Source organism: Stenotrophomonas sp. YJH_SMC_21 (assembly GCF_059369555.1).
Genome location: NZ_JCAFSU010000001.1, coordinates 239,405 through 259,136, shown reverse-complemented (window position 1 = coordinate 259,136; position 19,732 = coordinate 239,405). Strand labels below are relative to the sequence as shown.

The 19,732-nt window shown below is 66.7% G+C and carries 20 protein-coding genes; 14 read left to right on the top strand and 6 right to left on the bottom strand.

Going from position 1 to position 19,732, the window contains the following annotated elements; genetic code table 11:
• The 7 genes from AC5P67_RS01130 to hslU all read left to right on the top strand — a co-directional run bounded on the left by AC5P67_RS01130 (nucleotide 1) and on the right by hslU (nucleotide 5,320).
• A complete protein-coding gene (locus AC5P67_RS01130; protein WP_005414523.1) occupies nucleotides 1-426 on the top strand; it encodes a YbaN family protein in 426 nt (141 codons plus the stop codon).
• 82 nt (nucleotides 427-508) lie between these two features.
• Complete coding sequence (lptM, locus tag AC5P67_RS01125) at nucleotides 509-781, top strand: LPS translocon maturation chaperone LptM (protein WP_005411097.1); 273 nt, start codon at nucleotides 509-511, stop codon at nucleotides 779-781.
• Nucleotides 774-1,625, top strand: coding sequence for a diaminopimelate epimerase (dapF, locus tag AC5P67_RS01120; RefSeq protein WP_033834522.1), 852 nt, complete (start codon nucleotides 774-776; stop codon nucleotides 1,623-1,625). Before lptM ends, dapF begins: the two co-directional genes overlap by 8 nt.
• On the top strand, nucleotides 1,622-2,296 hold the full coding sequence (locus AC5P67_RS01115; protein WP_005411095.1) for a DUF484 family protein: 675 nt from the start codon (nucleotides 1,622-1,624) through the stop codon (nucleotides 2,294-2,296). The genes dapF and AC5P67_RS01115 overlap by 4 nt, the downstream gene beginning before the upstream one ends.
• A 13-nt stretch (nucleotides 2,297-2,309) precedes the next feature.
• Nucleotides 2,310-3,206, top strand: coding sequence for a tyrosine recombinase XerC (gene xerC / locus AC5P67_RS01110; protein WP_005411094.1), 897 nt, complete (start codon nucleotides 2,310-2,312; stop codon nucleotides 3,204-3,206).
• Nucleotides 3,207-3,291: 85 nt separating this feature from the next.
• A complete protein-coding gene (hslV, locus tag AC5P67_RS01105) occupies nucleotides 3,292-3,843 on the top strand; it encodes an ATP-dependent protease subunit HslV (protein WP_005411093.1) in 552 nt (183 codons plus the stop codon).
• Nucleotides 3,844-3,946: 103 nt separating this feature from the next.
• Nucleotides 3,947-5,320 (top strand): ATP-dependent protease ATPase subunit HslU, encoded by a 1,374-nt coding sequence (hslU, locus tag AC5P67_RS01100; RefSeq protein WP_005414521.1) that lies wholly within the window; start codon nucleotides 3,947-3,949, stop codon nucleotides 5,318-5,320.
• A gap of 96 nt (nucleotides 5,321-5,416) precedes the next feature.
• On the opposite strand, the gene AC5P67_RS01095 is transcribed toward hslU, so the two are convergent.
• Together AC5P67_RS01095 and smeT are read right to left on the bottom strand one after the other, a co-directional pair.
• Entirely contained in the window at nucleotides 5,417-6,409 is a 993-nt protein-coding gene (locus tag AC5P67_RS01095; protein ID WP_065183237.1) for a Gfo/Idh/MocA family protein, read from the bottom strand.
• A gap of 45 nt (nucleotides 6,410-6,454) precedes the next feature.
• Nucleotides 6,455-7,114 (bottom strand): efflux transporter SmeDEF transcriptional repressor SmeT, encoded by a 660-nt coding sequence (gene smeT / locus AC5P67_RS01090; protein WP_005411090.1) that lies wholly within the window; start codon nucleotides 7,112-7,114, stop codon nucleotides 6,455-6,457.
• Between the two features lie 224 nt (nucleotides 7,115-7,338).
• On the opposite strand from smeT, the gene smeD reads away from it, so the two are divergent.
• From smeD to smeF, 3 genes are all read left to right on the top strand, one after another.
• The gene (smeD, locus tag AC5P67_RS01085) at nucleotides 7,339-8,523 is read left to right on the top strand and encodes a multidrug efflux RND transporter periplasmic adaptor subunit SmeD (RefSeq protein WP_005411089.1); all 1,185 of its coding nucleotides are present in this window, start codon (nucleotides 7,339-7,341) and stop codon (nucleotides 8,521-8,523) included.
• A gap of 12 nt (nucleotides 8,524-8,535) precedes the next feature.
• The gene (gene smeE, locus AC5P67_RS01080) at nucleotides 8,536-11,658 is read left to right on the top strand and encodes a multidrug efflux RND transporter permease subunit SmeE (RefSeq protein WP_005411088.1); all 3,123 of its coding nucleotides are present in this window, start codon (nucleotides 8,536-8,538) and stop codon (nucleotides 11,656-11,658) included.
• 92 nt (nucleotides 11,659-11,750) lie between these two features.
• Nucleotides 11,751-13,151 (top strand): multidrug efflux RND transporter outer membrane subunit SmeF, encoded by a 1,401-nt coding sequence (smeF, locus tag AC5P67_RS01075; protein WP_012481298.1) that lies wholly within the window; start codon nucleotides 11,751-11,753, stop codon nucleotides 13,149-13,151.
• 83 nt (nucleotides 13,152-13,234) lie between these two features.
• Here the strand turns inward: smeF and AC5P67_RS01070 are convergent, their stop codons facing one another.
• The 4 genes from AC5P67_RS01070 to AC5P67_RS01055 all read right to left on the bottom strand — a co-directional run bounded on the left by AC5P67_RS01070 (nucleotide 13,235) and on the right by AC5P67_RS01055 (nucleotide 15,047).
• Complete coding sequence (locus tag AC5P67_RS01070; protein WP_005411086.1) at nucleotides 13,235-13,657, bottom strand: low affinity iron permease family protein; 423 nt, start codon at nucleotides 13,655-13,657, stop codon at nucleotides 13,235-13,237.
• A 67-nt stretch (nucleotides 13,658-13,724) separates the two neighbouring features.
• A complete protein-coding gene (locus tag AC5P67_RS01065; RefSeq protein WP_005411085.1) occupies nucleotides 13,725-14,060 on the bottom strand; it encodes a hypothetical protein in 336 nt (111 codons plus the stop codon).
• Between the two features lie 75 nt (nucleotides 14,061-14,135).
• Nucleotides 14,136-14,396: a hypothetical protein gene (locus tag AC5P67_RS01060; protein ID WP_005414515.1), complete on the bottom strand. Its 261-nt coding sequence runs from the start codon at nucleotides 14,394-14,396 to the stop codon at nucleotides 14,136-14,138.
• A gap of 198 nt (nucleotides 14,397-14,594) precedes the next feature.
• Nucleotides 14,595-15,047: a nucleoside deaminase gene (locus tag AC5P67_RS01055; protein WP_005411083.1), complete on the bottom strand. Its 453-nt coding sequence runs from the start codon at nucleotides 15,045-15,047 to the stop codon at nucleotides 14,595-14,597.
• Nucleotides 15,048-15,127: 80 nt separating this feature from the next.
• Between AC5P67_RS01055 and ubiE the strand changes: the two genes are divergently transcribed.
• From ubiE to AC5P67_RS01035, 4 genes are all read left to right on the top strand, one after another.
• Nucleotides 15,128-15,889 carry a bifunctional demethylmenaquinone methyltransferase/2-methoxy-6-polyprenyl-1,4-benzoquinol methylase UbiE gene (gene ubiE / locus AC5P67_RS01050; protein WP_005411082.1) on the top strand — a complete coding sequence of 254 codons (762 nt, stop codon included), beginning with the start codon at nucleotides 15,128-15,130 and terminating at the stop codon, nucleotides 15,887-15,889.
• A gap of 270 nt (nucleotides 15,890-16,159) precedes the next feature.
• Nucleotides 16,160-18,088: a M1 family metallopeptidase gene (locus AC5P67_RS01045; RefSeq protein WP_049397127.1), complete on the top strand. Its 1,929-nt coding sequence runs from the start codon at nucleotides 16,160-16,162 to the stop codon at nucleotides 18,086-18,088.
• A gap of 127 nt (nucleotides 18,089-18,215) precedes the next feature.
• Entirely contained in the window at nucleotides 18,216-18,947 is a 732-nt protein-coding gene (locus tag AC5P67_RS01040) for a hypothetical protein (protein WP_005411080.1), read from the top strand.
• The gene (locus AC5P67_RS01035) at nucleotides 18,935-19,570 is read left to right on the top strand and encodes an HAD family hydrolase (RefSeq protein WP_012481295.1); all 636 of its coding nucleotides are present in this window, start codon (nucleotides 18,935-18,937) and stop codon (nucleotides 19,568-19,570) included. Before AC5P67_RS01040 ends, AC5P67_RS01035 begins: the two co-directional genes overlap by 13 nt.
• The last annotated feature ends 162 nt before the right edge of the window (nucleotides 19,571-19,732 follow it).

Sequence of the window (19,732 nt, the reverse complement as noted above, 5' to 3'; positions counted from 1 at the left end):
ATGAGCGCGCCAGATCCTTCCGTCCCTCGCGATGCCACCACGCCTCCGCGCGTGGTGCGTTTCCGCTGGGCGTGGTGGCTGCTGGCCTATGTCAGCCTCGGCACCGGCATCGTCGGCATCTTCGTGCCGGGCCTGCCGACCACCGTATTCATCCTGATTTCGGCCTGGGCCGCCTCGCGTGGCTCCGAACGCCTGCACAACTGGCTGCTGCAGCATCCACGCTTCGGCCCGGCCATCGCCAACTGGCAGGCACACGGGGCGGTCAGCCGCTACGGCAAGTGGATGGCCACGATCACCATGGCGGTATGCGCCGGCATCATGCTCTGGTGCGTGCCGATTGCCTGGGTGAAGTGGTTCTCGATCGGCAGCATGACCGTGGTGGCGATCTGGCTGTGGACCCGGCCACTGCCGCCCCCCGCGGATTGAGCACCTGCGGTAGTGCCGGCCGCTGGCCGGCAACCCGATCCCCTGCACCAACCGCTCAGCCGCCAATGGCTATACTCGGGGCATGAAGATCCCCCATCGAAACGCCATCCTGATTCCGCTGGCAGCTGCTTCGCTGCTGTTCCTCGCCGCCTGCGGCAACAAGGGCCCGCTGGTACTGCCGCAGAAGCCGGTGCCGGTGGAAGAAACCGTCGAACCTGTTGCCGAGCCCGCTACCGAAGCGACCCCGGCGCAGACCGAAGGCAGCGGCACCCCGGCCACGACCGTGGAGCCGGCTGCACCGACCACGCAACCGGCGCCTGCGCCTGCGAAGAAGGTGGGCGGCGGGAATGAGTAAGGCCGGTTCCAAGGCCCTGCGCTTCAGCAAGATGCATGGCGCGGGCAATGATTTCGTAGTGATCGACCTGCGTGACGGCACCGCGCCGCCCACGCCTGAACTGGCCGCGCAGCTGGCCGACCGCCACACCGGCGTCGGCTGCGATCAGATCCTGACCATCGAAGCGCCGCGTGCGGAAGGCTCGGTGGCGTCGTACCGCATCTGGAATGCCGACGGCTCCAATTCCGAACAGTGCGGCAATGGCGCGCGCTGCATCGCCGCCTGGCTGGTGCGCGAAGGCAGTGCGCAGGGCGACCGCTTCGTCATCGACAGCCCGCTGGCCAGCCATGAGGTGGAAGTGCTGGGCGATGGCCAGTTCGCGGTGACCATGGGCGTGCCGGCGTTCGAGCCGGCCAACGTGCCGCTGGTGGGTTTCGCCCACGCGCGCGAGGAATACCTGCTGCCGCTGCAGGGCGAAAGCGTGCGTTTCGCTGCGGTGTCGATGGGCAACCCGCATGCAGTGATCGAAGTGGGCCTGATCGATGCTGCACCGGTCGAGCGCGTCGGTGCGCTGCTGCAGCAGCATGCCTCGTTCCCGCGCTCGGTGAACGTGGGCTTCGCCCAGGTGATGGGCCCGGCGCATGCACGTCTGCGTGTGAATGAACGCGGCGTCGGCGAAACCCTGGCCTGCGGCAGTGGCGCCTGCGCCGCTGCGGTGACCCTGATGCAGCGCGGCCGCCTGCAGCGTGATGCACGCATCAGCCTGCCCGGTGGTGACCTGCGCATCCAGTGGCCGGGCGATGGCCAGCCTGTGGTGATGGCCGGCCCGACCGCATTCGTCTTCGAAGGGGAGTGGATGGCATGACCGAAACCGTCGACAAGCTCGGGGCCCACGAAGTCGCTGCCTGGTTGCGGCGACATCCCGGCTTCCTCAAGCAGTTCCCGGACCTGGCCCTGACCCTGGTGGTGCCGCGTGACGACGGCCCGACCGCGTCGCTGGCCAGCTACCAGCTGGAAGTGCTGCGCGAGAAGAACCGCGAGCTGGCACGACGGTTGGCCGACCTGGGCGCGACTGCCCAGGTCAACGAACGCCTGGCGGTGCGCACACACCAGCTGACCCTGGCGTTGATGAAGCAGGACAACGCCGCCGACACCCTGCGTGCGATGGCGGCCTCGCTGCAGGAAGATTTCGCCGGCGACCTGGTGCGATTGGTGGTGCACACGCCGGTGGCCGGGCTGGAACAGGCCGACTGGTTGCAGGTGATCGCCGCCGATGATCCGCAGCTCGGCCCGTTCCGCGACTGCCTGAAGGACGGCGAGCCGATCTGCGGCCGCCTGCAGCCGGAAAAGAATGCCGTGCTGTATGGCGTGCGCAGCGAGGAAGTGCAGACCACCGCGCTGCTGCCGTTGCCGGGCGTGGGCCTGATTGCGGTGGGCAGCCACGATCCGAACCGTTTCTATCCGGGCATGGGCACGCTGTTCCTGCGCATGATGGGCGACGCCCTGGTCGCCGGCCTGAAGCGCTTCCCGGGCTGAGCAGGACACGACGATGAGCGCGGTACAGGCCTTCCTGCAGCATCTGCAGGTAGAGCGGCGGATGTCGGCGCATACGCTCGATGCCTACCGCCGTGACCTGGACGCGCTGTCGGTCTGGGCCGAGCCGCGCGGTGTTGCGGTGGAGGCACTCGATGCCGACGCGCTGCGCCAGTTCGTCGCCGATGAGCACCGCCGTGGCCTGTCGGCCAAGAGCCTGCAGCGCCGCTTGTCCGCCTGCCGCAGCTTCTATGCCTGGCTGCTCAAGCACGGCCGCATCGAGGTCAGTCCTGCAGCAACGCTGAAGGCGCCGCGCGCGCCGCGCCGGTTGCCTCAGGTCCTCGACGCCGATGAGGCCGTGCAGCTGGTCGAGCTGGAGCCGGAAGGTGAACTTGGCCGCCGTGACCGCGCGCTGCTGGAACTTTTTTATTCTTCCGGCCTGCGCCTGAGCGAAGTCTGCGCGCTGACCTGGCGCGATCTGGATTTCGACAGCGGGCTGGTCAACGTGCTGGGCAAGGGCAATCGGCAGCGCCGCGTGCCGTTCGGCCGGCCGGCGCGCGAAGCGCTGCAGGCGTGGCGCGCCGAAAGTGGCGGTGGTCCGGCCTCGCCGGTATTTCCCGGCCGCAACGGACCGATCAGCCAACGCGCGGTGCAGATCCGCATCCGCCAGCTGGCGCAGCGCCAGGGCCTGTTCAAGCACGTGCACCCGCACATGCTGCGGCACAGTTTCGCCAGCCATATCCTGGAATCATCCGGTGATCTGCGCGGCGTGCAGGAGCTGCTGGGCCATGCCGACATCGCCACCACCCAGATCTACACCCACCTGGATTTCCAGCACCTGGCCAAGGTCTACGACGCGGCGCATCCGCGCGCGAAGCGTCGAAGCAGCAGCGAGGGCAGCGGAGAAAGCTGAACGTTGCCCGTGCGGCAGCCGCTCGCGGGTGGCTTGAAGGGCGCAGGGCAGTCCCCACCTCTGGTTCTGTCACCCCGGAGGCATCATGGACCCCAGTCAGAACCCCAACGTTTTCCACGCCACCACCATCGTCTGCGTCCGTCGCGGCGAGCACGTGGCCATTGCCGGCGACGGCCAGGTCACGCTGGGCCACACCGTGATGAAGGGCAATGCGCGCAAGGTGCGCCGCCTCGGTCGTGATGGCCAGGTGCTGGCCGGCTTTGCCGGTGCCGCCGCCGATGCCTTCACCCTGTTCGAGCTGTTCGAGGCCAAGCTGGAAAAGCACGGCCAGTTGCAGCGCGCTGCGGTCGAACTGGCCAAGGATTGGCGCACCGAGCGCCGCCTCGGAAAGCTTGAAGCCCTGTTGGCCGTGGCCGACAAGGAAACCTCGCTGATCATCAGCGGCACCGGCGATGTGATCGAACCGGAGGACGGCATCATCGCCATCGGCTCGGGTGGTTCCTATGCGCTGTCGGCTGCACGCGCGTTGATGGCACACACCGAACTGGATGCGCGCACCATCGCCAGCGAAGCGATCGGCATTGCCGGCGATATCTGCATCTACACCAACCGCAACGTGGTGGTCGAGGAACTCTGAGGGTCGCGCCGGCTGCTGGCCGGCAACCTCATGATCCCCCACACGCGTGCCTGGTTGCCGGCCAGCGGCCGGCACGACCGACAACGAATTCGTGAGCACATCCATGTCGAAGATCGAAGTTTCCTCCGCCACCATGACCCCGCGCGAGATCGTGCAGGAACTGGACCGGCATATCGTGGGCCAGCACGACGCCAAGCGCGCCGTGGCCATCGCCCTGCGCAACCGCTGGCGCCGCATGCAGCTGGTGCCTGAGCTGCGCAATGAAGTGATGCCGAAGAACATCCTGATGATCGGCCCGACCGGCGTCGGCAAGACCGAGATCGCGCGTCGCCTGGCCACGCTGGCCAACGCGCCGTTCGTGAAGGTCGAAGCCACCCGCTTCACCGAAGTCGGCTACGTCGGCAAGGACGTCGAGCAGATCATCCGCGACCTGGCCGATACCGCAGTGAAGCTGTACCGCGAACAGGCCAAGGTGCGCGTGCGTACCCAGGCCGAGGAACGCGCCGAAGACCGCATCCTCGATGCGCTGCTGCCGCGCCGCAGCGGTGGCATCGGCTTCGATCCGGAAGTCGCCCGCAACGAACCGTCGGCGCAGGACAACGAGACCCGCATCAAGTTCCGCAAGATGCTGCGCAACGGTGAGCTGGACGAGCGCGAGATCGAACTCGACCTGGCCGCCAATGTCAGCATGGACATCATGACCCCGCCGGGCATGGAGGAAATGGGCCAGCAGCTGAAGTCGATGTTCGCCAACCTTGGCGGCGGCGCGAAGGCGCACAAGCGCACGCTGACCATCAAGGCCGCGCGACCGCTGCTGATCGAAGAAGAGGCCGGCAAGCTGGTCAACGAGGACGATATCCGCACTGCGGCGATCGAGGCCTGCGAGCAGCACGGCATCGTCTTCATCGACGAGATCGACAAGGTCGCCAAGCGTGGCGATAACGTGGGCGGCGGCGATGTCTCCCGCGAAGGCGTGCAGCGCGACCTGCTGCCGCTGGTGGAAGGCTCCAACGTGTCCACCAAGTACGGCACGATCAAGACCGACCACATCCTGTTCATTGCATCCGGTGCGTTCCACCTGGCCAAGCCCAGCGATCTGATTCCGGAGCTGCAGGGTCGCTTCCCGATCCGCGTTGAACTGGGTGCGCTGAGCAAGGGTGATTTCGTGCGCATCCTGACCGAGCCGAAGGCCGCGCTGACCAAGCAGTACGAAGCGCTGCTGGCTACCGAGGGCGTCAAGGTCAGCTTCACCGCCGACGCCATCGAGCGCCTGGCCGAAATCGCGTTCCAGGTGAACGAACGCCAGGAGAACATCGGTGCCCGTCGCCTGCATACGGTGCTGGAGCGCCTGCTGGATTCGCTCAGCTACGAGGCACCGGACCGCGATGGCGAAAGCCTGGCGATCGACAGCGCCTACGTCGACAAGCACCTGGGTGAGCTGGTGCAGGACCCGGACCTGAGCCGCTACATCCTGTAATGCCCGTTGGAGTCGGATCCCTCGCCCCAGCGAGGGCTCTGACTCCGCCCGCTGCAACAGAAAGGGCCGCCGCAGGGCGGCCATTTTCTTGTGCGGTCAGCGCGACTGCCGGGTGCGGTAGTCCCGCAGCACCTGGTCGATCACCGCACTGGTGCGGGCGGCGCTGATGCCGCTCGAGGGCGAACGGCCGTTGCCGCGCAGTTCGTCCACGAGGTGCGCGATCAACGGCTGCTGGACCGATGGCGGGTTCGGGATGTCGAATGCCTGCATGCCCGCTTCGGTCTCCAGAACCACTGGAACGTCCTCGAAGGTGGCAAAGCGCAGCTGCCCGCGGTCGCCGGTGATCTCGACCTCATCCTGGCGCCGGAACGCGCAGAAGCTCCATTGCGCGATGCCGTGCGCCCCACTGCCGGTACGGAAGCACATCGAGACACTGTCCTCGGCGGCGTAGGCGCCGGTCAGCGAACTGGCCAGGCCACGCACGTCGCCCAGCGGCCCCAATAGATGGTCGAGCAGGTCCAGGGTATGCGAGCCCAGATCGACGAACAGCCCGCCGCCGGCGATCGACGGATTGGTCCGCCAGAAGTCGGGCGATGCGGCATTCGCCGAATGCGGCCGATGCAGGGTGGCGCGCACGCTGCGCGGCGTTCCGATCGCGCCGTTGTCCAGCAGCTGCTTCACCTGTGCGAAGCGGGGCAGGGCACGGCGGTAGTAGGCCACGAACACGGGCACGCCGCTGCGGGCGCTGGCCGCGATGATGCGCTGGCACTCGTCGTGGTCCATGGCCATCGGCTTTTCGATGTAGACCGGCTTGCCCGCGGCGATCGCCTGCAGCGCGTAATGCATGTGCGTCGAGGGCGGCGTTGACACGTAGACCGCGTTCACTTCGGGATCGGCGATGAGTGCGTCGGCGTCGGCGTACCAGCGCGGAATCGCGTGGCGCCGCGCATAATCCTCGGCCAATCCCGCATTGCGGCGCATGACCGCTGCCACCCGTGAGCCGGGTGTGCTGGCCAGGGCGGGGCCGCTCTTCTTCTCGGTGACGCTGCCACAGCCGATGAAGCCCCACACCACGTTGTCCAGGATCACGGGGCTGTCCTCAGATGGGCGCGGCGGTGGCGGCAGCAGCGCCACTCACGCTTCGGGCAGCGGCTCGGGCACAGTGCCCGGCACGAACACGCCGTCCTTCACGTAGGCGGCCAGGGTCATGTCCAGTGCGAGCATGCCGTCGCGCTTGAGATCCATCAGGTCCGGTTCGACCATCGCCCCGTGCAGCACGCCCAGCACGGTGGCATGCAGCATGCGCGCGGCGATCTTGGGGTCGGCGCCTTCGCGCAGCTGGCCCAGATCGCGGGCGCGGCGCAGGGCACGCTCCATCCGGTCCAGCGCATCGCGGAATCCGGCCTGCTGCATTTCGGTCAGCACCCTGGTGTCGGCCGAGGCATCGCTGCGCAGCATGATCTCCATGGTCTTGCGCAGGCGCTCGTCTTCGGACAGCTCGATGAAGGAGTGGATCATCACCGCGCGCAGGTCGTGCACGGGGGTGTCGCGCTGGTCGGTGGAGGTGCGCTCCAGTTCCTGCATGAAGGGCAGGTGCACCCGTTCGACGATCGCGGCCAGCACCTCGCTCTTGTTCTTGAAGTGCCAGTAGACCGCGCCACGGGTATAGCCGGCGCGGGCGCCGATCATCTCCAGCGTGGTACGGGCCACGCCGTGTTCATGGAAGCAGGCTTCGGCGGCGTCAAGGATGCCTTCCCGGGTTGCCTGGGTGTCCTCTTTGGTCTTGCGGGCCATGTAGGTACGAGTGCGGGTGAAACGTGGCTGAATTGTACCGGTTTACAAACAAACAAGCATGTATGTATATTTCGCTCCCATCATTCCCGTCGTGTGCGTGGCAGGCCGGTCCGGCTCCCGCTCCACCCGGGTGGGCGCTGTTCTCACGGTCTTCACCTTTACCGGTCGAAGGGTCCGCCGTATCAGCGCCGGCTGAGATCCTTTCCTTCAAGAGCCTTTCCGTCATGTTGCTGAGCCGAATCCGACCCTTTGCACTGTCGCTGGCCATCGCCGCAGCCGTGGCTGCCTGCGGCGGCCAACCCCAGGCCCCCGAGCAGGGCCCGGGTGACGTCACCGTGGTCACGCTGAAGTCCGAGACCGTGGGCCTGACCCGCGAACTGCCGGGCCGTACCAACGCCTTCCTGGTCGCCGAAGTGCGCCCGCAGGTCAACGGCATCGTTGCCAAGCGCCTGTTCACCGAAGGCGGCATGGTCAAGGCCGGCGAGCCGCTCTACCAGATCGAGGACGCCAGCTACCGCGCCCAGGCCAACAGCGCCCGCGCCCAGCTGGCCCGCGCCGAAGCCACGGCCAACGCCGCGCGCCTGAGCGCCAAGCGCATCACCGAGCTGGCCAAGGTCGACGCGGTCAGCCAGCAGGATCTGGAAAACGCCGTGGCCGCGCAGAAGCAGGCCGAGGCCGATGTCGGTGCCGCCAGGGCCTCGCTGGATGCGGCCAACGTCACCCTCGGCTATGCCCGCATCACCGCGCCGATCAGCGGCCGCATCGGCAAGTCCAGCGTTACCCAGGGTGCGCTGGTCAGCGCCGGCCAGGCCAATGCACTGGCCACCGTGCAGCAGCTGGACCCGATCTACGTCGATCTGACCCAGTCCTCGGCCGAGCTGCTGCAGCTGCGCCGCGAACTGGCTGCCGGCCGCCTGCAGGACAACCAGACGCTGCCGGTCAGCATCCTGATGGAAGACGGCAGCACCTTCGAGCACAAGGGCACGCTGGAGTTCTCTGAAGTGAGCGTCGATCCAGCCACCGGCAGCTTCGGCCTGCGCGTGAAGGTGGACAACCCGGACGGCCTGCTGATGCCGGGCACCTACGTGCGCGCGGTGATCGGCGGCGGCGTGCGCAGCGATGCGGTGCTGGTACCGATGCAGGGCATCGCCCGCGATCCGAAGGGCGACACCACCGCGATGGTGGTCGGCAAGGACAACAAGGTCGAAGTGCGCCCGGTCAAGGTCAGCCGCACGGTCGGCGACAAGTGGCTGGTCGAGGACGGTCTGAAGGCCGGCGACAAGGTCATCGTCGAAGGCCTGCAGAAGATCGGCCCCGGCATGCCGGTCAAGGCCACCGAGAAGGGCGCTGCTCCGGCCAAGCCGGCAGCGGCCGCCCAGCCTGCCGCCCCGGCCGGCGACGCGAAGTAAGCGGAGAACCCCATGGCACGCTTTTTCATCGATCGACCCATCTTCGCGTGGGTGATCGCCATCATCATCATGCTCGCCGGCGGCCTGGCCCTGTTCAAGCTGCCGGTCTCGATGTACCCCAACGTCGCACCGCCGGCGGTGGAAATCAGCGCCACCTACCCGGGTGCATCGGCCAAGGTGGTCGAGGACTCGGTGACGCAGATCATCGAGCAGAACATGAAGGGCCTTGATGGCCTGATCTACTTCTCCTCCAACAGCTCGTCCAACGGCCAGGCCACCATCACCCTGACCTTCGAGAGCGGCACCAACCCGGACATCGCCCAGGTGCAGGTGCAGAACAAGCTGCAGCTGGCCATGCCGCTGCTGCCGCAGGAAGTGCAGCGGCAGGGCATCAACGTGGCCAAGTCCAGCTCGGGCTTCCTGAACGTCATCGCGTTCGTGTCCGAGAACGGCAGCATGGACGCCAACGACATCGCCGACTACGTCGGTTCCAATGTTGTCGATCGCCTGAGCCGCGTGCCAGGCGTGGGTAACATCCAGGTGTTCGGTGGCAAGTACGCCATGCGCATCTGGCTGGATCCGAACAAGCTGCATACCTATGGCCTGTCGGTTGCGGAAGTGACCGCAGCGATCAAGGCACAGAACGCGCAGGTGGCCATCGGCCAGCTTGGCGGTGCACCGTCGATCAAGGGCCAGCAGCTCAACGCCACCATCAACGCGCAGTCGCGCCTGCAGACCCCGGAACAGTTCCGCAACATCATCGTGCGCGGTGCGCAGGACGGTGCCGAGCTGCGCCTGGGGGATGTCGCCCGCGTCGAGCTGGGTGCCGAGTCCTACGACTTCGTCACCCGCTACAACGGCCAGCCGGCCAGCGGCCTGGCGGTGACCCTGGCCACCGGCGCCAACGCGCTGGATACCGCTGCTGGTGTGAATGCCGCGCTGGAAGACATGAAGAGCTTCTTCCCGGCCGGGCTGAAGGCGGAGGTCCCGTACGACACCACCCCGTTCGTGCGCGTGTCGATCAAGGGCGTGGTGCAGACCCTGATCGAAGCGATCGTGCTGGTGTTCGTGGTGATGTACCTGTTCCTGCAGAACTTCCGCGCCACCCTGATCCCGACCATCGCCGTGCCGGTGGTGCTGCTGGGTACCTTCGGCGTGCTGGCCATGCTCGGCTTCTCGGTGAACATGCTGACCATGTTCGCGATGGTGCTTGCGATCGGCCTGCTGGTGGACGATGCCATCGTGGTGGTTGAGAACGTCGAGCGCATCATGTCCGAGGAAGGACTGTCGCCGCTCGAGGCGACCCGCAAGTCGATGGGCCAGATCACCGGCGCGCTGGTGGGCATCGGCCTGGTGCTGTCGGCGGTATTCGTGCCGATGGCCTTCATGAGTGGCTCCACCGGCGTGATCTACCGCCAGTTCTCGGCCACGATCGTCTCGGCGATGGCATTGTCGGTGCTGGTCGCGATCGTGCTGACCCCGGCGCTGTGCGCGACCATGCTCAAGCCGCTGAAGAAAGGTGAGCACCACGTCGCCCACCGCGGCCTGGCCGGTCGCTTCTTCAATGGCTTCAACCGTGGATTCGACCGCACCAGCGAAAGCTACCAGCGTGGCGTGCGCGGCATCATCCATCGCCCGTGGCGCTTCATGGGCATCGTGGCGGCGCTGTTCGTGCTGATGGGCGTGTTGTTCGTGCGCCTGCCCAGCTCATTCCTGCCCAACGAAGACCAGGGCGTGTTGATGGCGCTGGTGCAGGCCCCGGTGGGTGCTACCCAGGAACGTACGCTGGAATCGATCGCGGCGCTGGAAAACCACTTCCTGCAGAACGAGAAGGATGCGGTGGACTCGGTGTTCTCGGTGCAGGGCTTCAGCTTCGCCGGCATGGGCCAGAACGCCGGCATGGCATTCGTCAAGCTGAAGGACTGGAGCGAGCGTGACGCCAACAATGGTGTGATGCCGATCACCGGACGCGCGATGGCGGCCCTGGGCCAGATCAAGGATGCCTTCATCTTCGCCTTCCCGCCGCCGGCCATCCCGGAACTGGGCACTGCCTCGGGCTATACCTTCTTCCTGAAGGACAACAGCGGCCAGGGCCACGAGGCACTGGTGGCCGCGCGCAACCAGCTGCTCGGCCTCGCCGCCGGCAGCAAGAAGCTGGCCAACGTGCGCCCGAACGGCCAGGAGGACACGCCGCAGTTCCGCATCGACATCGACGCGGCCAAGGCGACCTCGCTGGGGCTGTCGATCGACCAGATCAACGGCACGCTGGCCGCCGCGTGGGGCAGCTCGTACATCGACGACTTCGTCGATCGTGGCCGCGTCAAGCGTGTGTTCGTGCAGGCCGACCAGCCGTTCCGCATGGTGCCGGAGGACTTCGATCTCTGGTCCGTGAAGAACGACAAGGGTGAAATGGTGCCGTTCAGTGCCTTCGCTACCAAGCACTGGGATTACGGTTCGCCGCGCCTGGAACGCTACAACGGTGTGTCGGCCATGGAAATCCAGGGCGAACCGGCCCCGGGTGTCGCCTCCGGTGATGCCATGGCCGAGATCGAACAGCTGGCCAAGCAGCTGCCGGCGGGCTTCGGCATCGAATGGACGGCGATGTCGTACCAGGAGCGCCAGGCTGGCTCGCAGACGCCACTGCTGTACACGCTCTCGCTGATGATCGTATTCCTGTGCCTGGCCGCGATGTACGAAAGCTGGAGCGTGCCGACCGCAGTGCTGCTGGCGGCCCCGCTGGGCATCCTCGGCGCGGTGCTGGCCAATACCTTCAAGGGCCTGGAACGCGATATCTACTTCCAGGTGGCGATGCTGACCACGGTGGGCCTGACCAGCAAGAACGCGATCCTGATCGTGGAGTTCGCCAAGGAGAACCTGGAGAAGGGCGCAGGCCTGATCGAATCGATCATGCATGCCGTGCGCGACCGCCTGCGTCCGATCGTGATGACCTCGCTGGCCTTCGGCATGGGCGTGGTACCGCTGGCGATCTCCACCGGTGCCGGTTCCGGCGCCAAGCAGGCGATCGGCACCGGCGTGCTCGGCGGCATGATCGTCGGCACCGTGCTCGGCGTGTTCTTCGTGCCGCTGTTCTTCGTGGTGGTGCAGCGCGTGTTCAAGCGCAAATCCACGACGTGACCTGTAGCGGTCATGCCGGCCTCAGGCTGGCGTTGTCGAAACGGTAGTGCCGGCCGCTGGCCGGCATGACCTCCTGCCATCCGGCAGTACCGATGGAAGTCATTCCCATGAAAAGTGCATCCCTGTTCCTTTCCATTGCCGCTGTGCTCGCGCTCGCCGGCTGCTCCACCCTGGTGCCGAAGAACACCGCTGTCGCCCCGGCGATCCCGGCGCAGTGGCCGGCCGAGGCCGCGCAGGGCGAGGTGGCCGATGTCGCCGCCGTCGGCTGGCGCGACTTCTTCACCGATGCGCGCCTGCAGCAGGTGATCGACCAGTCGCTGCAGAACAACCGCGATCTGCGCGTGGCCGTGCTCAACGTTGAGCGCGCGCGCGGCCAGTACCGTGTGCAGCGCGCTGATCGCGTGCCCGGCGTGGCCGTTACCGGCCAGATGCAGCGCCAGGGCACCGACGCCGGTGTCAACGAACAGTTCACCGCCGGTGTCGGCGTGGCCGAGTTCGAGCTGGATCTGTTCGGCCGCGTGCGCAATCTCAGTGAAGCTGCGCTGCAGCAGTACTTCGCGGTGGCCGCCAACCGCCGCAACGCGCAGTTGAGCCTGGTGGCCGAGACGGCCACCGCATGGCTGACCTACGGTGCCGACGCGCAGCGGCTGAAGATCGCCGATGCCACGCTGAAGACCTACGAGGATTCGCTGCGCCTGGCCGAGGCCCGCCACGAACGTGGTGGCAGTTCGGCGCTGGAGCTGACCCAGACCCGTACCCTGGTCGAGACCGCGCGTACGGACGCCGCACGCCTGCGTGGCCAGCTGGCCCAGGACCGCAACGCGCTGGCGCTGCTGGCCGGTGGCCAGCTGGATCCGGCGCTGCTGCCGGACAGCATCGAGCCGCAGCTGCTTGCACTGGCACCGCCGCCGGCCGGCCTGCCCAGCGACGTGCTGCTGCAGCGCCCGGACATCATGGCCGCCGAACACCAGCTGCTGGCGGCCAACGCCAATATCGGTGCGGCACGCGCGGCGTTCTTCCCGAGCATCTCGCTGACCGGCAGCATCGGCAGTGGTTCGAGCGAACTGTCCAACCTGTTCGACAGCGGTACGCGCGTGTGGAGCTTCCTGCCGAAGATCACGCTGCCGATCTTCCAGGGCGGCAAGCTGCGCGCCAACCTGGCCATCGCCAACGCGGATCGTGATATCGCTCTGGCGCAGTACGAGAAGTCGATCCAGGTGGGCTTCCGCGAAACCGCCGATGCGCTGGCGTTGAATGTCAGCCTGGACGAGCAGGTGAGTTCACAGCAGCGCCTGGTGGAAGCGGCCGAACAGGCCAACCGCCTGTCGCAGGCGCGCTACGACGCGGGCCTGGACAGCTTCGTGACCCTGCTTGATGCGCGGCGTACGGCCTACAACGCACAACAGACCCAGCTGCAGGCGCAGCTGGCGCAGCAGGCCAACCGCATCACCCTGTACAAGGTGATGGGCGGTGGCTGGCACGAGCGCAGCTGAAGGACAGCCGGCCAGCGGCCGGCTCTACCCTGATGATCGATGGTAGTGCCGGCCGCTGGCCGGCATTGTCATTTCAGGACCTGCTACACCGCTTCATCGTCGCGCCGCGCTGCATGGCAGGCGCGCACCCGCGCGAGCGCATCGCCGGCTTCGCGCGCCATCTGCTCGTACTCGGCGCGGATCTCTTCCAGGCGCGCTTCGTCAAGTTCTTCCAGATCCAACAGTTCGTTGTTGGCTTCGGCCGTCGCCCGGATCAGCTCGTCCAGCTTGATCTGCATCGCGGCGGTGTCCGCGTTCTGTGTGTGCTGGATCAGGAACACCATCAGGAAGGTGATGATGGTGGTGCCGGTGTTGATCACCAGCTGCCAGGTGTCGTTGAAACCGAACACCGGGCCACTGATGCCCCAGATCACCACGATCGCTACTGCAGCCAGGAAGGTCCACGGCGAGCCGGTGGCGGCCGCGGCCTTCTTGGCGATCGTATTGAACAGGTTTCGTACTTTCATCGTCGTCGTCCCACTCAGGTGACGAGGATGATCGGCAGTGGCCCGTGCAGGCGCCGTGCAGCGGCGGTCAGGCGCGCATGCGCTGCAGCCGCGGTGCCTGCAGGCTGCGCACCGGACTGCTCTGGTAGACGTGCTGCCAGCAACGGTCGACGAATTCGCGGGCCTGGGCTTCACTCAGTCGCGGCATGATCTGCAGGGCGTACTGGGTCTGGAACATCTCGTCACGTTCGGCCTCGCTGGCGCGCGGCTGGGTGATCAGCGAATCGCAGGCAAACTTGATCCACGGCACGTACGAGCCGAACGAGTTGTGCGGCAGTGCGCCTTCGGCATGTTGGCGGCGCCAGTGATCCAGCTCGGCGTCAACGTTGATGACCGGAGGAATGGTGGGGACTTCAGCGTGCATGACAATCCAGTTCGGTTGAGTGGAAAGGGAGTGGGGGTTCATCGGAGTGTGGCGTATGTGGCGGTGCATGCCGCGTCAGCGCGATGTGGAGCTGGCGTTGGCATGTCCAATCAACTGCGCGTGCTCGACGGCACCGAGATCTTCGGCCAGGGTGGCCATCGCGTTGCACAGGCGCTCGTGGTCGAGCGGATGGCGACGGACCAGCTCCAGTTGCATGCGCTGGTAGGCGGTCCAGAACAACGCGCCGCGCCGGTGCAGTGCATATTGCCGCTGCAGGCGTTCGCGGATCGGGTCGAGGATCGAGTCTGGTGCAGGTCGTACGGCGTGCGCGCACATGGCTGGCTCCGCCGGGGAAAGAAGTCCCGGTAACCCCACCCTAGGCGCGGCAGCCGGGCGGGGTGTTATCGCAGCGTGTGCACGTTGCGCAGCTGACTGTGCACTGGTTCACGGCAATGGCCGCAAACGCTGCCGGCACTAGGGCGTGCCGGCACTGAAGCGTTCATTAAACGGGTTCAACAGGACACTGCGTGGTGATCATTCACCGATGTCTTCATTCCAGATCTCCGGGTGCTGCGCAATGAAGCCGCCCAGCAGGTCCACGCATTCCTGGCTGTCCAGGTCGATCACGTTGACGCCATTTTCCCGCAACCAGTCGATGCCGCCCTGGAAGGTGCGCGATTCGCCCACCACCACGGTGCCGATGTTGAACTGGCGCACCAGGCCAGAGCAGTACCAGCACGGTGCCAGGGTGGTGACCATGATCGTGTCCTGGTAACGGCGCTGGCGGCCGGCCTTGCGGAACGCATCGGTCTCGCCGTGCACCGACGGGTCGCCTTCCTGCACGCGGCGGTTGTGGCCGCAGCCAAGCAGGCGGCCGTCGTTGTGGTACAGGGCTGCGCCGATCGGCACGCCGCCCTCGGCCAGGCCCTGGCGGGCTTCGGCGATGGCGGTCTGCAGCAGGGCCTGGTAGTCGGGCGTGGTGATCATGCGGGGCTCCGGTAAGTCGTGGCCCGCCATGATACGGGCAGGGGGTGCCGCTGGCCCCCGGCGGTGCGATAATCGGGGCCATGAGCGAATCCCCCTACAAAGCCGGTACCACCCATTTCGGGTTCCGCGACGTCGCCGCCAAGGACAAGCAGAAGCTGGTCGGCCAGGTGTTCACCTCGGTCGCGCGCAACTACGACCTGATGAACGACCTGATGAGCCTGGGCGTGCACCGGGCGTGGAAGCGCTACTACGTGGCCACCGCGCAGGTGAAGCCGGGCGACCGCGTGCTCGATCTGGCGGGCGGCACCGGCGACATCGCCGCCCTGCTGAAGGAGCGCGTCGGCGCCGAGGGCTCGGTGGTGCTGGGCGACATCAACGCCGGCATGCTGTCGGTCGGCCGTGATCGCCTGACCAACCGCGGCCTGGTGCTGGGCCTGGACTACGTGCAGTGCAACGCCGAGGCCCTGCCGTTCCCGGACAACAGCTTCGACCTGGTCACCATCGCCTTCGGCCTGCGCAACGTGACCGACAAGGACGCCGGCCTGCGCGAGATGTACCGCGTGCTGAAGGTCGGGGGCCAGGCCCGCGTGCTGGAGTTCTCCGAAGTCACCGCGGACTGGTTCAAGCCGATCTACGACTTCCACTCGTTCAAGATCCTGCCGAAGCTGGGCAAGCTGTTCGCCAATGACTCGGACAGCTACCAGTACCTGGCCGAGAGCATCCGCAAGCACCCGCCGCAGGATGAACTGAAGGCGATGATGGGGCAGGCCGGGTTCGAGCGCTGCCACTACAAGAACCTGACCGGCGGCATCGTTTCGATCCACTCCGGCTACAAGCTGTAAGCCCCGCTCTGGTGGGTGCCAACCGTGGTTGGTGCTCGCCCGCTGCGGTGATCCGATCTGGTAGCTGCCGACCTTGGTCGGCACGGGCCTGCCGCATGCGTTGATGGGTCCGTGCCAACCAAGGTTGGTACCTGCCTGTAGATGCCGACATTGGTTGGCATGCGCCCGAGGCGCAGGATCGGCTTGCCTGCCATTACCCCGCACCGCGCAACGCCTGCCGGGCCGGAGGGAGGTACCATTGGGGTTTGATCCCCGTAACGGTCCCGATTCATGCGTAATCCGCTGATGCTCCTTCCGCTGGCCGTGGCCCTGGCCGCCGGCTGCTCCCAGGAGGCGGCCGCGCCCGCCGCCGCCCCGACTGCCGCAAAGGCCCCTGCCGCCCCCGTGAACGCCGAGAACCGCAGCCACGACGAAAGCTCGTACGCCGAGCCGGACAAGGTCGTCATCAAGGACATCGCGCTGGATCTGAAGCTCGACTTCGACCAGAAGCAGATTGGCGGCACCGCCACCTACACCCTGGAATGGAAGCAGAAGGACGCCAGGCAGCTGGTGCTCGACACCCGCGAGCTGACCGTGTCCAAGGTCGAGGCCGTCGCCGCCGATGGCGCGCGCAGCCCGCTCAAGTTCGAGCTGGCCGCCGCTGACAAGGTGTTCGGCAGCAAGCTGACCATCGAGGCCCCGGAACAGCCGGCCAAGGTGGAAGTGACCTACCACACCGCGCCGACCGCATCGGGCCTGCAGTGGCTGGCACCGTCGATGACCGAGGGCAAGAAGCTGCCCTTCATGTTCAGCCAGTCGCAGGCCATCCACGCCCGTTCGTGGGTGCCGCTGCAGGACACCCCGAGCGTGCGTTTCACCTACAGCGCGCACGTGGTCTCGCGCCCGGACGTGATGGTGCTGATGAGCGCCGACAACGATCCGAAGGCGGCGCGTGACGGTGACTACACCTTCAAGATGCCGCAGCCGATTCCGTCCTACCTGCTGGCCATCGCGGCCGGCGACCTGGTGTTCGAGCCGATCTCCGGCCGCTCCGGCGTCTGGGCCGAGCCGACCATGGTCAACAAGGCCGCCAAGGAATTCGAAGACACCGAGAAGATGATCGGTGCCGCCGAGAAGCTGTACGGCGAATACCGCTGGGGCCGCTACGACATGCTGGTGCTGCCGCCGTCGTTCCCGTTCGGCGGCATGGAAAACCCGCGCCTGACCTTCGCCACCCCGACCGTGATCGTCGGCGACAAGTCGCTGGTCTCGCTGGTGGCCCACGAGCTGGCGCACAGCTGGTCGGGCAACCTGGTGACCAACGCCAGCTGGAAGGACATCTGGCTCAATGAAGGCTTCACCACCTACGTCCAGGGCCGCATCACCGAAGCCCTGTACGGCAAGGAAATGGCCGAGATGGAGAAGCAGATCGACCAAACCGACCTGCTGGCCGAAGTGAAGGACATGAGCCCGGCCGACCAGGCACTGGCGCTGCCGCCGCTGAACGAGCGTGATCCCGACGAAGCGCTCAGCCAGGTCGCCTACGTCAAGGGTTCGTGGTTCCTGGAGTTCCTGGAACAGCGCTTCGGCCGCGAGACCTTCGATCCGTTCCTGCGGGGCTGGTTCGATGACCACGCCTTCCAGAGCGCGAACACCGACCAGTTCGTCGAGTACCTGAAGAAGAACCTGCTGCCGAAGAATCCGTCGGCCGTGACCGAGGCCGAACTGAAGGCATGGCTGGACGAGCCGGGCATCCCGGCGTTCGCAGCCAAGGCGCAGTCGCGCAACTTCAGCAGCGTCGATACCGCGCGCATCGCATTCGCCAGCGCCGGTACCGTGCCCAGCAGCCAGGTCATCGCCGACTGGAGCACCCAGGAATGGGTGCGCTTCATCGACGGCCTCGGTGCGACCCAGCCGCTGGACAAGCTGGCCACGCTGGACAAGGCCTTCCACTTCACCGGCACCCCCAATGGCGAGATCGCCATGCGCTGGTACCCGCTGGCGATCCGCAGCGGCTACGAGCAGGCCAATGAAGGGGCGGCTGCATTCATCGAGCGCGTCGGCCGTCGCAAGCTGATCCTGCCGATCTACGCCGAACTGGTGAAGACCCCGAAGGGTCTGGAACTGGCCAAGCAGGCCTTCGAAAAGGCCAAGCCGGGCTACCACCCGATCACCACCGCCTCGGTCCAGGACATGCTGGCCAAGGCTGAAGCCAAGTAAGCGGTAGTGCCGGCCGCTGGCTGGCAACCGGTCACTGCTTCACCACCAACGGCGGGGAAACCCGCCGTTGGTGTATCCGCTTTTCGCTGCCGATAGAATCGGGATGCACTCGCATAGGACCTCCGCCATGAAACGACTGATCCTGCTCACCGCCTGCACCCTGGCCCTGGCCGCCTGCAGCAACCCGGAAGAGGAACGCAAGGCGCAGGAAGCCGCTGCGGCCGCCGCGCAGGCGCAGAAGGAGGCCAAGGCCGAAGACGTGGCCAAGCAGTACGACATGGCCGTGGCCGCGCAGGACTGGGAACGCGCGCGCCTGCATGGTGCCTCGCTGCTGGACCAGTACAAGGACACCGCCGCCGCCGAGCGCATCGCCGCAGGCTTCGACGAGGTCAAGGCCAAGGGCGACGCCGCGCGCGACCTGCGCCGCATGCAGGGGCTATGGCAGTACAACCAGATTCCGGTGGGCAGCAAGGGCAACCAGGTCTCGGCGCAGATCTACAGCAAGGAACGGGTGGACGTGGATGGCAGCGGCGCCAAACCGGTGCAGCTGGTGTTCCGCGATCATCCGGAGTGGAAGCGGCATGCCTACCTGGTGCTGCAGGCCGGTGATTTCCGTTGCCCGCAATGCACGGTGAAAGTGACCGTGGATGACGGCAAGCCGGTACCAATGGCGGCCTGGCGCCCGAAGACCGATGAAGCCATCGCCCTGTTCATCACCGATCAGAAGGCACTGTGGAAGCTGGCGCGCAAGGGCAAGTCGATCAGCATCGAGTTTCCGGTCAAGGCCGGTGGCACGCGAACGGCCGTGTTCGAAACCGGCGGTGTCGACGCCAGCCGCATGCCGCAGTGGTGGCAGTGAAGGTTGCGACGGGCAGCGCAGTGCACGCGTTGTCCGCGATCCGGCACTGGGTGTTCGACATGGACGGCACACTGACGGTGGCCGTGCATGACTTCGCCGCGATCCGCCGCGCGCTGGAGATCGCCGCGGAGGAAGACATCCTCGACCATATCGCGGCATTGCCCGACGCACCGGCGCAGGCCAAGCGCGCGTGGCTGCTGGATCACGAGCGCGCCCTGGCCGAGGACGCGCTGCCAGCGCCGGGGGCGGTGAAGCTGCTGCGCGCGCTGTCGGCGGCAGGTTGCCGGCTGGGCATCCTGACCCGCAACGACCATGCGCTGGCGAAGCTGACGCTGGAGGCGATCGGGGTCGGGGCGTTGTTCGACGACGCCGACATCATCGGCCGCGATGAAGCGGTGCCCAAGCCCTCGCCGGATGGCCTGCAGCAGCATCTTCGTCGCTGGGGCATCGGGGCTGCGCACGCGGTGATGGTCGGTGACCACGCCTACGACCTGGAGTGCGGGCGCGCCGCGGGCGCTCACACCGTGCTGGTCAATCTGCCGGAGAACCCATGGCCGGGCCGGGCCGACTGGCATTTCGCCGATTGCCGCGCCTTGCTGGCGGCCTGGCAGCAAAAGGGGTAGTGCTGGCCGCTGGCCGGCAGTGTCGACCAAGGTCGACACCTACCAGAACACCCGTGGCCAGGCTGGCGGCCTGGCAGCAGAAGGGGTAGTGCCGGCCGCTGGCCGGCAGTGTCGACCAAGGTCGACACCTACCAGAACACCCGTGGCCAGGCTGGCGGCCTG